General features: G+C 65.7%; 15 protein-coding genes. 3 read left to right on the top strand and 12 right to left on the bottom strand.

What is annotated here, in order from left to right; translation table 11 throughout:
• Positions 1-167 precede the first annotated feature (167 nt).
• A complete protein-coding gene (gene glmU, locus E2484_RS19285) occupies positions 168-1349 on the bottom strand; it encodes a bifunctional sugar-1-phosphate nucleotidylyltransferase/acetyltransferase (RefSeq protein ID WP_137286975.1) in 1182 nt (393 codons plus the stop codon).
• Between the two features lie 282 nt (positions 1350-1631).
• Here glmU and E2484_RS19280 point away from each other — a divergent pair, with 282 nt between their 5' ends.
• Together E2484_RS19280 and E2484_RS19275 are read left to right on the top strand one after the other, a co-directional pair.
• Positions 1632-2723, top strand: coding sequence for a helix-turn-helix transcriptional regulator (locus E2484_RS19280; protein WP_137286826.1), 1092 nt, complete (start codon positions 1632-1634; stop codon positions 2721-2723).
• 145 nt (positions 2724-2868) lie between these two features.
• Positions 2869-3435 (top strand): HalX domain-containing protein, encoded by a 567-nt coding sequence (locus tag E2484_RS19275; protein WP_137286825.1) that lies wholly within the window; start codon positions 2869-2871, stop codon positions 3433-3435.
• 313 nt (positions 3436-3748) lie between these two features.
• On the opposite strand, the gene E2484_RS19270 is transcribed toward E2484_RS19275, so the two are convergent.
• From E2484_RS19270 to E2484_RS19255, 5 genes are all read right to left on the bottom strand, one after another.
• Positions 3749-4531 carry a DNA-directed RNA polymerase subunit epsilon gene (locus E2484_RS19270; protein WP_321112749.1) on the bottom strand — a complete coding sequence of 261 codons (783 nt, stop codon included), beginning with the start codon at positions 4529-4531 and terminating at the stop codon, positions 3749-3751.
• Between the two features lie 164 nt (positions 4532-4695).
• Positions 4696-5232, bottom strand: a complete 537-nt coding sequence (locus E2484_RS19265) for a sensor histidine kinase (RefSeq protein WP_137286824.1) — start codon at positions 5230-5232, stop codon at positions 4696-4698.
• Complete coding sequence (locus E2484_RS25200) at positions 5187-5612, bottom strand: hypothetical protein (RefSeq protein WP_170977428.1); 426 nt, start codon at positions 5610-5612, stop codon at positions 5187-5189. The genes E2484_RS19265 and E2484_RS25200 overlap by 46 nt, the downstream gene beginning before the upstream one ends.
• Entirely contained in the window at positions 5609-5773 is a 165-nt protein-coding gene (locus E2484_RS25195; RefSeq protein WP_170977427.1) for a hypothetical protein, read from the bottom strand. Before E2484_RS25195 ends, E2484_RS25200 begins: the two co-directional genes overlap by 4 nt.
• 96 nt (positions 5774-5869) lie before the next feature.
• Positions 5870-7303: an FAD-binding oxidoreductase gene (locus E2484_RS19255; protein WP_137286822.1), complete on the bottom strand. Its 1434-nt coding sequence runs from the start codon at positions 7301-7303 to the stop codon at positions 5870-5872.
• Positions 7304-7347: 44 nt separating this feature from the next.
• Here E2484_RS19255 and E2484_RS25785 point away from each other — a divergent pair, with 44 nt between their 5' ends.
• Positions 7348-7479 carry a hypothetical protein gene (locus tag E2484_RS25785; RefSeq protein ID WP_321112747.1) on the top strand — a complete coding sequence of 44 codons (132 nt, stop codon included), beginning with the start codon at positions 7348-7350 and terminating at the stop codon, positions 7477-7479.
• 107 nt (positions 7480-7586) lie between these two features.
• On the opposite strand, the gene E2484_RS19250 is transcribed toward E2484_RS25785, so the two are convergent.
• The 6 genes from E2484_RS19250 to E2484_RS19225 all read right to left on the bottom strand — a co-directional run bounded on the left by E2484_RS19250 (position 7587) and on the right by E2484_RS19225 (position 14209).
• Positions 7587-8975, bottom strand: a complete 1389-nt coding sequence (locus E2484_RS19250; protein ID WP_137286821.1) for a cytochrome P450 — start codon at positions 8973-8975, stop codon at positions 7587-7589.
• Between the two features lie 102 nt (positions 8976-9077).
• Positions 9078-10106 carry a hypothetical protein gene (locus E2484_RS19245; RefSeq protein ID WP_137286820.1) on the bottom strand — a complete coding sequence of 343 codons (1029 nt, stop codon included), beginning with the start codon at positions 10104-10106 and terminating at the stop codon, positions 9078-9080.
• 41 nt (positions 10107-10147) lie between these two features.
• On the bottom strand, positions 10148-10363 hold the full coding sequence (locus tag E2484_RS19240) for a hypothetical protein (RefSeq protein WP_137286819.1): 216 nt from the start codon (positions 10361-10363) through the stop codon (positions 10148-10150).
• A 42-nt stretch (positions 10364-10405) separates the two neighbouring features.
• Positions 10406-11455 carry an ABC transporter permease gene (locus E2484_RS19235; protein ID WP_137286818.1) on the bottom strand — a complete coding sequence of 350 codons (1050 nt, stop codon included), beginning with the start codon at positions 11453-11455 and terminating at the stop codon, positions 10406-10408.
• Entirely contained in the window at positions 11448-13325 is a 1878-nt protein-coding gene (locus tag E2484_RS19230) for an ABC transporter permease subunit (RefSeq protein WP_137286817.1), read from the bottom strand. The genes E2484_RS19235 and E2484_RS19230 overlap by 8 nt, the downstream gene beginning before the upstream one ends.
• Positions 13322-14209 (bottom strand): ABC transporter ATP-binding protein, encoded by an 888-nt coding sequence (locus E2484_RS19225; RefSeq protein ID WP_137286816.1) that lies wholly within the window; start codon positions 14207-14209, stop codon positions 13322-13324. Before E2484_RS19225 ends, E2484_RS19230 begins: the two co-directional genes overlap by 4 nt.
• Positions 14210-14224 lie beyond the last annotated feature (15 nt).

Below are 14224 nucleotides of genomic sequence, written 5' to 3'. Positions count from 1 at the left end.
CCCGCCTCGGAAGACGACCCTCGTCCTCCGGGCCCGACTCGCTTCGCTCGCGCGGTTGGGTGCGACGCCACCGGCGTCGCACCAGCACGTGCCGAGTCGAAAGTCGAGCTTGCGCGTCGGACAGAAGTAGAAGTTCGAGAGAAAGAACAACCTGGGGGAAACGAACTCTACTTGTCCCGCGTCACGACTTCGCCGGGAGTCGTCGTCGCGCCCGCGGAGAGTTTCACGCCCGCGTTCAGACTCGTGTCGATGCCGGTTTTCGTTCCATCGCCCGCCACGACGCCGAACTTCCGGCGGCCGGTCGAGACGCGCTCGCCCTTCACCGTCAGCTTCACCGCCTCGTCGTCGTGCCGCAAGTTGGCGACGTTCGTCCCGGCCCCGAAGTTGACGTTCCGACCCAACACGCTATCCCCGACGTAGCTCAGGTGCGCGACGTGCGAGCCAGCGCCGACGACGCTGTTTTTGACCTCGACCGAGTGGCCGACTTTAGCGCCCTCGCCGACGAGAGTCGCACCGCGGACGTAGGCGTTCGGGCCGACGCTCGCGCCTGTGCGGACGAGCGCGGGACCCTCGACGACGACTCCGGCGTCGATGGTCGCCCCCTCCTCGACGACGACCGGCCCCCGGAGGTCGGCGGTTTCGTGGACGTCGCCGCGGACGTCGCGGGCGAGTTCTCCCAGTTTCCACTCGTTGGCTTCCAGCAGTTCCCACGGTCGTCCCACGTCGAGCCACCCGTCCATCGCGGTGTAACTCACGTCGTACTCCTCGATGGCGCGCGCGAGAACGTCGGTGATCTCTCGCTCGCCGCGCTCGCTCTCGGGCACGTCCAACCACGCTCGCGCTTCTTCGGGGAAGGCGTAGGCCCCGGCGTTGGCGAGGTCGGTCGGCGGGTCGGCGGGTTTCTCCACGATGTCGGTGACGACCCCGCCCTTCGTCGAGAGGACGCCGTAGTTCGAGGGGTTCTCGACCCGGGCCGCACCGACCGCCGGACCGGCCGCGAACAGATCGGCGATAGCCTCGGGGTCGTAGAGGTTGTCGCCGTTGAGGACCGCGAAGGGGCCGTCCAACCGGTCGGCCGCGGCGTGGACCGCGTCGGCGGTTCCGGCCTGCGTCTCCTGGACCGCGTAGCCGACCGGAACGCCGGCGTACTCCTCGCCGAAGTAGTCCCTGACCGCGTCGGCCTCGTAACCCACGACCAGGATTAGTTCGTCCGCGCCCGCCCGCACGGCCGCGTCGGCAGTGTGAGCGACGAGGGGCCGGTCGGCGACTGGCAACATCGGTTTGGGGAGCGACGCCGACAGCGGCCGAATCCGGGTTCCCTCTCCAGCCGCGAGGATCACTGCTTGCATGGTCGTCGCTTCGATAGCGACCCGTTTCAGTCTCCCGGAGTCGCCGAGAACACCTTCCCCCATTTAACTACCGTGATTGGTACTGCCGGCCCCTTTTACGTTCAGGGTCTCTTCTTCGTAGTAAAGCACTGGGCCAGCGTGTTGTCGGTCACGGCGTTTTCGGTACCCCTTTGCGTGGGAAACGACTTAATATCCATCGGGCCGTCAACACCTACTACCTGCAAATAGTCTCGTGACATCTTCAAAACTGAGGAAACAACCGCGCAATATGACAACTAACGAATGAACATCGATACATCCGACAGGAGACAACTGGAGCAGTCCTCGAACGTTCTCTTGCTGGCACCCCTGACACCGACCGGCAACCGAGCGTGTCTCGAACTGCTTGCCTCCACGACGTCACCGGAGAGGGCGAACGTCGCCGCAGTGACGTACACGCCGCCGCCCGAGACGTGGATTTCCGACTGGAAGGAACACAACGGAGAACTTCCGGCAGAACTCGCGTTCATCCACGCCAACACGGTGGAGAAGACGGGCGAAGACGACAGTACCGAACTTCCCCTCGACGTGTCCGTCGCTCGGGTGGACCCGAACCAGCCGATGGACATCATCGCGCCACTGAGCGAGCAGTTGACTCGGTGGAAGGGGAACAGAAACCAGACGGTCGTCTCGGTTCAGACGCTGACCATCCTACTGGAGTACGTGGACTTCGACACTGCATTCCGATATCTCCACATCCTCACCCACCGGGTACAGGCCGCCGACGCCATCGGCTTCTACCACATGGACCCGGACATCCACGACGAGGAGACGGTCAACACGCTGAAGACCCTGTTCGACGCGGTCGTCGAGGTGTCCGACGACGGCGAAGAGTGGTCGGTCGCCGAGACCTACGGCGACAGGAGCGTGACCAGCGAACACGTCCAGTCTCACGACACGGACGTGTCCGTTCCCGAGACCGAGAGTGGCCTGTTTACGTCGATTCGGGACTCACTGACGGGCGTCTTCTCGGCCGAGAGCGATTCCAGGTCGGGCGACGCCGCGGCCTCCGACTCGCCGAGCGCGGTCGAAGACGCGGAGGCGTCCGTCTCGCAGTCGGGACCGAAAACGGGCGTCGACGACCTCCCGGAGGAGGCGATGCTGACCGACGAGGACAGAATCCGGGAACTGCTCACCCAGTACGGCGGTCGGATGAAGCAGGCCGACGTGACCGAGGAGACCGACTGGTCGAAATCGACCGTCAGTCGGAAGCTCTCGAAGATGGAGGAGAAGGGCCTCATCACCCGCGTACAGGTAGGACGGGGGAACCTCGTCTTCTTGAGCGGGTACGAACCCGAGACAGCCAAATCACCCTTCGAACAGGAGACGGACTGATAGATGAAGAAGACAATTCGACGGGCACCGATCGACCGCTCGTCACACGAGTTCCGGCGACCGACGGCCAGCGTCGCCGGGACATCGCCGCTTGAATCAACGGAGCATGAGTGACTCAATACAGACCGCAAGCGATACCGGAACTATGCCCAACGACGCCACAGTGTTAATCGTCGACGACGAGAAGCCGATTACGGACGCCTACGCCCAATGGCTGGACGACGAATACCGCGTGCGAACCGCGTACAGCGGGTCCGAAGCCCTAGAAAAGTTGGACGAGGAGGTGGACGTAGTTCTCCTCGACCGACGGATGCCGGACCTCTCGGGCGAGGACGTACTGAACCGAATTCACGAGGAGGGGTTCACTTGCCGAGTCGCGCTCGTCTCGGCGGTCGAACCCGACTTCGACATTCTCGATCTCGGGTTCGACGCCTACCTCGAAAAGCCGGTCTCGGAGGCCGAGGAACTGCTAGAAACCGTCGAGACGCTTCTCCGGCGCTCGACCTACGACGTGCAGATGCAACGGTTCCTCTCGCTGGCGAACAAGAAGGCGGCGCTGGAGACGAAGAAGAGTCCCGAGGAACTCGAGGCGAACGAAGAGTACGAGGAGCTCACGAACGAACTCACCGAGCTCCGGACGCAACTCTCGGACACCGCGACGAACCTCAACGACGACGACCTGCGCGCGGAGTTCTACGACCGCGACGAGTAGCGATTCGGAACGCGGGTCCGAAATCGTGGGTCACTCAGTCGCCTCGTCCGGCTTTAAGTGCTTCTGGCGACAAGGGATAGATACGAGGGAAGACGGTCCCGTTCTGACGGAGTTGTACTCGGTAGCGACTGGTATTCGTACCGTCTGAAACCGTACCCGAAAGTCGAACGAAAGTCGGCGAGTCGAGCCGGCGACTCGGGGTCCCTTTAACTGTTTCTGGCGACAATGAGCAGATACGAGGAAGATTCGTACTTCGGTTCGTTTTCGGTCTTCGTCTACTCCGCTTTTCCGTCTTCGCCTACTACTCCGCCTTTCACTCGTCGTCTACGTCTACTCGCTTCTCGTGAGAGCGCTCCTCGTGAGAGTCGTCCGCCCGGCGAGCGCCGAGACTCGGTAGGTTCGGGTCTCGGTGCGGATTCCGGCCGTACACCGCGTCTTCGAGGTCCTGCTCCCGGAGTTGGTCCTTCAGAGTGCGCCGGAGCCGATTCAGGTTCGTGACGTTCAACCCGTGTTTGGCGACGAGTTCGGAGAACCGCTCCTCGTCGGTTATCGACCGGAACTGGTCGTAGAGTTCGTTCAGTTCGGCCGGTGATAGTTCACGAATCCACTCTTGGTCGTGGAGACCGAGGTAGTGTTCGCGCTCGTGGTCAACGACGTGCCGGATGACCACCAATGCCACCTTCGGAATCGCGCGCTGGCTACCGAACGCCGTCAGGTCGAGGTCCGACATGATGCCGACTACTCTGTCGCGCTGCCACGGCGTCAGCGATAGGTCGTTGCAGAGCGCGTGGGCGATCCGGAGTTTGTCGAGGCGGTGCATCCGCGAACTGTGTCCGGCCATCGCGGAGTGGCGCTCCTCGTGGAGTCGGCGGACGCTCTCCGAGAGGTCGGCGTCGGGCGACTCCGCCCGGCCGATCTGGGTCGCGCTCGGCGTGACCGGCCCCCACTGTCGGACCGTCTGGTCGCGCTGGAGGTCGGCCCGGCCGACCGAACCGTCGCCGGGACGCTGACTGAACGGTCGTTCCGCATCTCGCTCGTCTGCAACTGGCCCGGACTGCCACGATGGCGTCTGCGGGTCGGTCCACCCCTCGGTCATTACTGGTCTGTAGTTCGCGGGGACAGTTTAAACATGTGCCTGAGACGAAGCGCCGACGAGTTTGGAGATTCGACCATCCCGTGTCGAGAGACGTGACTGTCGAGAACTGAGTCCGGTAGAACGAGCCGTCTTCCCTCGTATCTATCCCTTGTCGCCAGAAGCACTTAAAGGAAGTCCGAGTCGCATCGAGGTAACTCCACGACGAACGCCGTACCGCCCGCGTCGCTGTCTTCGACCCGGACCTCCCCGCCGTAGCTCTCGACGAGCGTCTCCATCAGATGGAGACCGCCGCCGTGTCGGCTTCCGTCGTTCGGTTCGAAGTGTTCGGGTTTGCGCGAGTCGGCGATGCCGGGGCCGTTGTCCGCCACGCGAAGCCGAACCGACTCGTCGCAGTTCGTGACCGCCAGTTCGACCCGCGGGTCGTCGGCGTCGTTGTGTTCGAGGGCGTTCTCCGCGAGGTTGTTCACGACGGACTGAACCGCGTCGTTGGCGGCCGCAGGCGCACGCTCGGGCAGGTCGGTGGTGACGGTGGCGTCGAACGTCTCCGCGACGTGGTCGGCCGACTCGGCGGCGACGGTCGAGAGGTCGACTCGACCGACCCCGGCGTCTTCCGAGACCGTCTCGACTATCGCCTCCGCGTTCTCGACGAGCGCGTTCACTTCGCGGGCCTGCTCGCGGATGGTGGCCACGGAGTCGGCCACCCGTTCGTCGTGCTCTCGGCCCGGATGACGCCCGCGTGGGCCAAGATGGCGCTCGTGTGATTCTTGACGTCGTGTCGAAAGAGGTCGTTGACGAACTGGAGCGTCGTCGTCGCTCGCTCGGCCTGCCGGGCGTTCGTCCGATTTCGGGCGTTGTAGTAGCCGGCAACCAGTCCCGCGACCGCACCCGCGTCGGCCGTGAGCAGGAGTTGGAACGTCGGTTCGGCGACGATTCGGCCCTCGAATCGACGGACGAGGACGCCCGCCGCGGTGGTTCCGACGAGGACGACGATTCCGAGGAGACACCACTTGGCGACCTGCCACCGATGTTCGGGCGCGAGTTCGGAGTCGGCCAACCGGTAGCCGCCGTACGCGACCGTCATCGCCAACGTCCCGTGTCGGGCGCTAGCGCCAACATCGGACCGTTGAGTCGGTCGAGCCGGCCGACTTCCGTTACGTGGTGCGCCACGGACGCGGCGAACAGCGTCCCGCCGACCGCGAGGACCACCGCCGGGGACCACCGCCAGAGAGCGCGGCGCACCATGACGGTAACTTCCAGAGAGAATTCCATTAGCTTTGGGACAGAGTTCACGGTCGACGTCCGAGACCGCCCGCCCCGTAACACGGTGCAGACCCGACTTCATCGAACGTCGTCGGCCGAGTCCGCTCGCACGCGCTCGCCCCCGGCGGTCTCGGGGAATATCTTTCCGGGGTTCAGAGTGTCGCGCGGGTCGAACGCGCGCTTGAGGCGGCGCATCGCCTCGACGGACTCGGAGCCGTGTTCGACCTCCAGAAAGTCGCGCTTGCCGAGTCCGATGCCGTGTTCGCCGGTCGCGGTGCCGCCGAGGTCGATGGCCATCTCGACGGTGGCCCGGTACACCTCCTCGGCGGCGTCGACCTGTTCGTCGTCGTCCTCGTCCACCAGCACCGAGTAGTGGAGGTTGCCGTCGCCGGCGTGGCCGAAGCAAGGGACCAGCAGGTCACGGTCGTCGGCGAGACCTTTTACGAACTTCACCATCTCGGGGTAGTCGCTGATGGGCACCGTCACGTCGCCGGGGTGGAGCGCGGTCAGGTCGGGGTCCCAGAGTTGGATGGCGTACGCGAGGTCCTCGCGGGCCTCCCAGAGGTCGTCCATCGCCGCGCCGTCGTCGGCCGTCTCGAACTGCCGGACGCCGTGGTCGGCGAACACCTCGCGGCAGAACTCGATCTCGCGTTCGACGCCGTAGTCGGCGTGGAACTCGAGGAAGACGGTCGGCACGTCCGGCAGGTCGGTGCCGGTGTAGGCGTTGGCCATCCGGGCCGAATCGGCGTCCACGAGTTCGATGGTCGCCACGTCCACGCCCGAGCGCACGGCGTCGAAGACGGCCTCGGCGGCGTGGTCGAGCGACGGGAAGAGCGCGCGAGCGCCGCGAATCTGCGCTGGCCTGCCCGCGAGTTCGAGGGTCGCGCGCGTGACGACTCCGAGAGTGCCCTCGCTCCCGACGAAGATGTCCTTCAGGTTGTAGCCGCTCGACGTTTTCGCGGCCTTGCTCCCCGCCGTGACGACCGACCCGTCGGCGAGGACGACTTCCAACTCCAGCACCCAGTCGGACACCTCGCCGTACTTCACGGTCTTCATGCCGGAGGCGTCGTTGGCGACCATCCCGCCGACGGTCGAGATGTCGCCCGACGAGGGGAGCGGCGGGAAGAACAGGCCCTCGTCGGCGACCGCCTCGTCCACCGCAGAGCCGTAGACGCCGGGTTCCACGTCGATCTGGAAGTCGTCGGCGCGCACGTCCAGCACCGAGTCCATCCGCGAGCAGTCGAGGCTGATTCCGCGATGGACGGGGACGGCGTTGCCCTCCAGACTGGTCCCCGCGGCGTAGGGCGTGACGGGGACCCGTCGGTCGTCCGCCGCGGACAGGACGGCCGACACGTCGGCGGTCGTTTCGGGCCAGACCACGGCGTCGGGCGTGACGCCCTGTCCGCGCTCGTCCGCGCCGAAGTCGGCCGCGTGGCTCTCGCGCGCCGAGTCGCCGAACGACACCTCGCCGTCGAGCGCGAGGTCCGAGAGGAACGAACAGTCGTATGCCATACGCTAACGTGGTTCGGGAGCGGCTTAAACTTTGGACGCGAATCTTGTCCGACCACGAGTTCGAGAACCTTCTCAGACCACGGGTCCGCGAATCGCCACAGACTACAGGACGCGCCGCGTTCGCGCTCGGCCGCATCTGCGGTGCGGTCACGGCCGAGCGCGAACGCACGCGGTAGCCAACCACCGACGGGACCACCCACCGATTCGAGCAAACGAATACGCAATCTAAAGACAACTATATAATACTACCACAAATAAAAAATATGTAATAAGAAATATAAATTTAGTCCATCGCCGGCTCGACTTCGCTCTGCGACACGTCCCATCGACTTCCCTCTCGCTCGTGAACCTTCATCTCGACCGGGTTCTTCGGCCGGGCTGTGATGCTCGGCCGGAGGTCGAGCGCGGGCGAGGAGACCAGTTCGAGATGATACTCCTGAAGAATCGTCGCCAACACGAGGCGGGCCTCCAGCAGGGCGAAGCGGTCGCCGATGCACCGGCGCGGCCCGGCCGCGAACGGGAAGTAGGCGAGTCGCGGCAGCGACTCGCGGAACCCGTCGGTCCAGCGTTCCGGTCGGAACGCCATCGGGTCGTCGTACCAACGGGGGTCGCGATGGACGACGTGCTGGCTCATGCTGACCGTCACGCCAGCGGGAATCCGGTAGTCGCCCACGCGGTCGTCCTCGACCGGTTCGCGGACGATGCCCGGCACCGGTGGGTAAAGGCGCATCGACTCCTGCACGACTCGTTCGAGGTAGGTGAGGTCGCCTACGTCCGCCATCGTCGGCGGGTCGCCGCCCAACTCTCGTTCCAACTCCGCGACCAGTTTCCGCTCTACGTCGCCGTGCTGGGCGAGCAGGAAGAAGGTGAACGTGAGCGCCAGCGCGGTGGTCTCGTGGCCGGCGAGCAGGAGGGTCATCACCTCGTCGTAGACCTGCCGGTCGCTCATCCCCTCGCCCGCCTCGTCGCGGGCCGAGAGGAGCATCGACACCACGTCCTCGTCGGTCGGATTCCGCTTGCGCTCGCGGACGATGCGGGCGACTACGCGCTCCAGCGTCTCGACTGCCGCGTCGAACCGGCGGCGGCCGGGCGTCGGAATCGCCTCGGGGAGCAGGTCGGTCAGCGAGAACTCCGATCCGGCCATCACGACCTCCAGCGCTTCGCCGACGCGCACGGACTCGTCGCGTAAATCCACGCCGAACAGCGCCCGGCCGACGATTTCGAGCGTGAGCGCGGTCATCTCGGCGTGAACGTCTCGAGTCTCACCGTCTCGCCATCCCGTCGTTCCGCGCTCGGAGGCGTCTACCATCATCTCGGCGTACGTCGAGATGCGGTCGGGGTGGAACGCGGGTTCGACGAGGTGGCGTTGTCGCCGCCAGAACTCGCCTTCGGCGTTGAGCAGGCCGTTTCCCAGAACAGGACCGAGCGTCTCCTGAAACGCCTCGCCCTTCACGTAGTTGCCGTTGTTCTGCACGAGGACGTGTTCGATGTGATCGGGGTCCGCGAGGTGGTACATCCACCCACCGGGAAGTTTCCAGCGAACCACGTCGCCGTACTCGCGGTGCATCCGGCGCTCGAAGTCGAACGGGTCGCGGGCGTACGTGGGCAGGCTCCCGACGACCGGGAGACCGTTCGGGCCGGGCGGGGTTCTGGCGTTCCCTCGGTTCGTCATGCAGTCCGGTACACCGTGGAGACCCAAGTACACCGCGTTAGCAACGAAGTACAACCAGAGACGGGTTCACGCCGACCGGCATCTCGAAGATTCGACTGGTCGTCACTCACTGAACGACTGCCGGAGGACGAACGGCCCGATTGCGAGCGTGTATTTCGCTACGACGACGATTCGCAGGATGTAGGTGAGAAACAGCAGGAACGGGACGAGCGTGACGGTGAACGCGACCCCGACGACCCACGTGACGGTCGGAACGCCGAGCATAGCGCCCGCAAACGTCTCGGCGCCGACGAACGCGAGCATCGTCCCGGCCACGACCAGCGCCGGGACCGCGGCGTAGAGGATGTACCGCGAGAGGTCGATGAGTTCCCACTGGAAGTACAGCGTCTTGATGTGTTCGCGCGCCGGGCCGAACATGGTCAGCGCCGTCTCCAACTCGCGGAACGCCTCTCGGTCGCCTTCGTCCAGACTGTCGGCGAAGGTGTCGGTGAGTCGTTCTATCTGATATATCTTCCACGAGTAGTTGTAGTCGAGCGCCGCACCCACCACTTCGAACGTGCCGAACTGCGCTCCTTCGAGTTGGCTCAGCGCCGTCTCGGTGTTGTTCCGCAGACTGTCGAGCAACTCGCCGACCTCCTCGCGGAGGTCCTCGTCGTCGTTGTCGGCGAGTCGTTCCTCGAGCGCGTCCGCCCGGCGTCGGTTCGCTTCGAGGAGTTGTCCGAGGAACGCCGCGGGGTCTGCTTCGGGGGCCGTCTCGAACAGTTCGGTCGCGTAGGTTCGGAAGTCCATCGCGTCGCTCATCCGCTGGCGCTGGTCGCCCAGCGGTCCGTTCTCCTGCGAGATGACCAACTGGCTGATGGTGACGACCAGCGTCGTCCCCGTGATGACGGTCCCAATCATGGTCGAGAACATGGTCTCTACGGTGTCGGCCGACCGAATTGCGACTTCGAGCGACGGGACGACGACGGTGCTGACCGCGACGAACGTCCCGAAGACGACCACCGCCAACAGGCCGGTCACGACGAACCGATTGCCCCCGAGGAGGAACCAGTTGTAGAATCGGTTGAGTTCGACGCGCTCGCGGAGCGTGTTGGCCGACCGAATCGCGTCTGACTCGCCGGATTTACTCATCGTCCGAGCCTCCGGTCTCTCTCACCGTCGGACCTCCACTCTCACTCATCGTCGGCCTCGGCGTCCGCTCCGGCGGGTCGTCTGAAGACGAGGAACTTGGTCCCGCCGCCGACGTAGTCGATTGTCTGGTCGAGTTCCCACCCGTCGTCGGCGAACTCGTCAAGCGTGGCCGTGGGGTCGCGGGCCTCCTTCTGCGAGGGTTCGCGCGGTGGTTTGACGACTCGGTACTCCCACCGGGGAGGCGCGTCGGAACTCATGTGCTACAACTGGCGGGAGTGAGCGGGCTAAAGGTGACGGCCCTACGAATCGAGTCCTCGCCGACCCACCAGTCGCCGAAGCCCCGCGAACGCCACGAGCGAGACCACCAGATAGCCCACGACCGAGAGGTGGGTCGACTGGGTCGGACTCCCGATAGCCAGTTTCGCCACCGCGTTGGCGGGCGACTCCGGCAGGAGGTAGGTCGCGCTGAACGCGACCACCACGCCCATTGAGAAGAGGAACTGGGCCTGCTTGCGCTCGCGGAACGCCAGCGCGGCAGTCGCGCCCATCGTGACTACGCCGACCGAGAAGCCCGTCACGAGCAGGAGGATTTCGGCGGGGTTGGCGATACTGGTCCCGTTGAACGACAGGAGCGCCAGCCACGCGCCAGCCTGCACGGGCGCGAGGACTCCCATCGCGAGCATCTTCCCGTCCACGATGTCGGTCGCGGTCAGTGGCGTCACCCGGAGGAGTTCCAGCGTGCCCCTGTCGTACTCCTCGGCGATGGCGTCCACCGCGATGCTCCCGCTGACGAACACCGGCAGGAACGTGAGGAGGGGTACCAGCACGGTGTAGGTGAAACCGAAGTAGGGGCTGGACGACGAATCGGGCGGGAGCTCGACCGGTAGGCGCTCGAGTCGGGAACTCAGTCGACCGCGCTCGTGGCGCTCGAACGCCTCCAAGACGCCCTTTATCTGGGTCACGACCAGCGTCGTCCGGACGTTTCCGTCGGGCGCGACTGCGCGGACGCGCGCCCGGCCGTCGGGCGCACGCTCGACACAGAGGACGGCGTGAATCTCACCTCGGTCGAAATCCCGCATCGCGGCCGACTCGTCGCCGTACTCGACGGCGCGCCAACCCTGCTCGTCCTCGATGACGGGCGTGAGGTCCTCGCCCGCCTCGCCCGTGACGCCGAACTCCACGACGAACTGGTTCGACACCGACCCGGGGTCGTAGAGCGAGACCAACCCCACGGCGAGGAACGACGAGAACGCCGCGACGAACAACTGGATGAGGATGGCCAGCACGATGGTCTTCTCGCTCCGGAGCGACGCCAACTCCCTGCGAGCGACCGTCAGGCGCTTACCCAAGGTAGCTCACCACCGTTAGGTTGTAGACGGCGTGAGCGAGGGTCGCCACCGCCAGCGTGGCGACGTACCAGTTTCGGTCCCGAGTCGCCCCAGAGGCCGTAATCGTCGCCGTGACGGCGTGGAGCGCGAGGGGAGCGAACAGCAGGCCGAGCAGGACCAGCGGCGAGGTTTCGACGCCGAGGCCCGTCACGGTGCCGAACGCCGCCTGCCCGAGTTCGAGGTCGGGCAGACCGACCAACTGGGCCACCGCGGTCGCCTTCTCGCCGAGGAAGAAGCCCAGTCCCGAGAGACACCCCAGAACCGCGGCCGACCGGAGCGTCCGCTCGAACCGCGAGTGGACGAATCCGGCGTAGACGTGGACGCTCTTGGCGACCTCCTCCACGAAGGCGATGGCGACGAGCAGGACCGGCATCGAGAGCGAGACGGGGAGCGCGAACAGGAGCGCCACCGCGAGCAGTTCCCCGACGAAGACGAACGGAATCGAGAGCGCGCTCAACTTCGCCACGGAGCGCCGACCCGAAATCTGGCTATCGAGCGCGTCGAGGAACTTGAGGGGAACCGGGCGCTGAGTGAACATGTCTTCCTCGCGGTAGACGCCCGCCCCGAGCGCGAAGAGGACGCCCGCCGAGAGGTAGAGCGGCCCGGTCGAGAAGGCGTACTCGCCGAGCGAGAACGCGGTTCCGCGCAGGGCCTTCACGACGAGCGTCAGTGGCGAGATGGCCGCGACTGGATGGACGTTCGTAAAAATCGCCGGCACGAAGGCGTAACTCGTCAGAAACACCGAAAGCGTGACCGTAACGAACGTCAACTCCTTGAACGACCGGGCGAACATCGCGCCCACGAACGACGACGCGAGGAACAGGAGCGCGATGGGAATCACTGCCGAGACCGACGCCGCGGCGGTTGAGAGGACCGCCACGGCCCCCTCCGCAGTGGGCGTCAGGGTGGCGATGCCGACCGCCGTCACCGAGGCGATGGCGACCATCCCGAGGAGGTACGGCAGGGTCTTGCCCGCGATGATGTCGCCGCGCGAAACCGGCGAGACCAGCAGGAGTTCGCCGCGGTCGTTGATGCGTTCGTCCAGAATGGTGGAGGCGTACGCCTGAATCACGAAGTTCATCGGCAGGACGAACGCGAACGCCAGCACGAGCGACTCGAAGGGGAACGGCGGCGCGACGTCGGCGGGGGTCCCACTGCGCTCGTTCCCGCCGAACAGCGACCCGCCGCTTCCGACGGAGGGTGCCTGCACGGGTCCGTCGCTCGTCTCCTCGCTATCGCCGGGCGAGGCGGTGGCCGACCCGCCGGACTCACCGCCGGAGTCGCCGCCGGAACTCTGGCTTTCGCCGCCGCCGAGACGTTTCTCGCCCTCTCGGGCCGTGCGCGTGGCGGCCGACCCGGAGCCTCCACCGGTCGCGCGGAGGTCGTCCTGCGATTCGTAGCGAACCGAGACTTCCACCGGGAAAGCGGCGGCCTGGTCGGACTCCCGGGACATCATCCGGTCGTTGTACCGCTCGAGGGACTTCTGGAGTTCCGCAAGTGCAGCCTGCCCTTTCGGCGTATCGTCCCACGCGAACGACCCGTCCGAATCGATGCGAACGTCTACGTCGTCTCGCAACGCCCTGCCGTCGTTCGGTTCGACCGCGACGAACGTCGGGTCCTGCGCGACCGGTTCGTAGTACGGGCTGTCCTGCGAGACGCCGACCCGGTAGATGCCGTCGTCGAGGGTGACGCCCTCGCTGGCGACCATCGGGGTGAGCGCGCCAACCGCGAGCAGGACGACGACTCCGACCGCGACGGTCCGGCGGTCGAGTTGCCCCGCGTTCTTCGAGACCTCCCAGCGCGCGATGCGGAGGGTCTTTCGGAGTTTCACGGGCGGCCCTCCACGTCCGGAGACTCCTCGGCGAGGTCGAGGAAGATGTCTTCGAGGCTCGGCGTGTGGGTCTGGATGTCGGCGACTTCGCCGCCCGCGGCCTCGGCGAGTTCGCGGGTCTCCTCGACGGCGTCCATGCTCTCGACAGCGCGGCAGTAGTGGCCGTTCTCTCGGACCGACCCCTCGACCTCCACCGTGGTGTAGACCCGGTACTCGGTACGGCCGTGTTCGTCGCGGATGTTCTCGACGCTCCCGCGGGCGACGATGCGGCCGTCGTTCATCACCGCCACGCGGTCGCAGATGCTCTCGACGTGGAAGAGGTTGTGCGCGCTGAACACGACGGTCTTGCCGGATTCGGCGAGGTCGCGAGTGAACTCGATGATGTAGTTGGTGGTGAGGGGGTCGAGTCCGCTCGCGGGTTCGTCGTAGATGAGCACGTCGGGGTCGTTGACCAGCGAGCGCGCGATGGCGACCTTCCGGGTCATCCCCTTCGACGTGTCGCCGATCTTGCGGTCGCGGTGGTCCAGGTCGAGGCGGTCCAAGGTGTCGTGGATGCGCTCGCGGGCCGCGTCGGGCGGCACGTCGTAGAGGTCGGCGAAGAACCGGAGATAGGAGACGGCGGTCATGTCCTCGTAGAGCGGCGACTCCTCGGGCAGGAACCCGAGATGCTGTCGCATCTCGGAGTCCTGGGCGTCGTAGCCAGCGACTCGGGCCGACCCGCCGGTCGGTTCCACGAGTCCGGCGAGCATCTTCAGGGTCGTGGTCTTGCCCGCGCCGTTCGGGCCGATGACGCCGAACACTTCGCCTTCGGGGACCGAGAAGCTACTCCCCTCGACGGCGGTGAAGTCGCCGTACACTTTGCGTAGATTTTCGACTTCTATCATCGGGACACTTCGGAG

Source organism: Halorussus salinisoli, from assembly GCA_005239435.1.
Taxonomy (GTDB): domain Archaea; phylum Halobacteriota; class Halobacteria; order Halobacteriales; family Haladaptataceae; genus Halorussus; species Halorussus salinisoli.
Note: the sequence above shows the minus strand (reverse complement) of the source record. Positions and strands in the feature narration are given on the sequence as shown.

Excerpts from the sequence above, each read along its gene's own strand:
- glmU (WP_137286975.1), bottom strand. The coding sequence starts at position 1,349 with ATGCAAGCAGTGATCCTCGCGGCTGGAGAGGGAACCCGGATTCGGCCG.
- E2484_RS19280 (WP_137286826.1), top strand. The coding sequence starts at position 1,632 with ATGAACATCGATACATCCGACAGGAGACAACTGGAGCAGTCCTCGAAC.
- E2484_RS19275 (WP_137286825.1), top strand. The coding sequence starts at position 2,869 with ATGCCCAACGACGCCACAGTGTTAATCGTCGACGACGAGAAGCCGATT.
- E2484_RS19270 (WP_321112749.1), bottom strand. The coding sequence starts at position 4,531 with ATGACCGAGGGGTGGACCGACCCGCAGACGCCATCGTGGCAGTCCGGG.
- E2484_RS25200 (WP_170977428.1), bottom strand. The coding sequence starts at position 5,612 with ATGACGGTCGCGTACGGCGGCTACCGGTTGGCCGACTCCGAACTCGCG.
- E2484_RS25195 (WP_170977427.1), bottom strand. The coding sequence starts at position 5,773 with ATGGTGCGCCGCGCTCTCTGGCGGTGGTCCCCGGCGGTGGTCCTCGCG.
- E2484_RS19255 (WP_137286822.1), bottom strand. The coding sequence starts at position 7,303 with ATGGCATACGACTGTTCGTTCCTCTCGGACCTCGCGCTCGACGGCGAG.
- E2484_RS19250 (WP_137286821.1), bottom strand. The coding sequence starts at position 8,975 with ATGACGAACCGAGGGAACGCCAGAACCCCGCCCGGCCCGAACGGTCTC.
- E2484_RS19245 (WP_137286820.1), bottom strand. The coding sequence starts at position 10,106 with ATGAGTAAATCCGGCGAGTCAGACGCGATTCGGTCGGCCAACACGCTC.
- E2484_RS19240 (WP_137286819.1), bottom strand. The coding sequence starts at position 10,363 with ATGAGTTCCGACGCGCCTCCCCGGTGGGAGTACCGAGTCGTCAAACCA.
- E2484_RS19225 (WP_137286816.1), bottom strand. The coding sequence starts at position 14,209 with ATGATAGAAGTCGAAAATCTACGCAAAGTGTACGGCGACTTCACCGCC.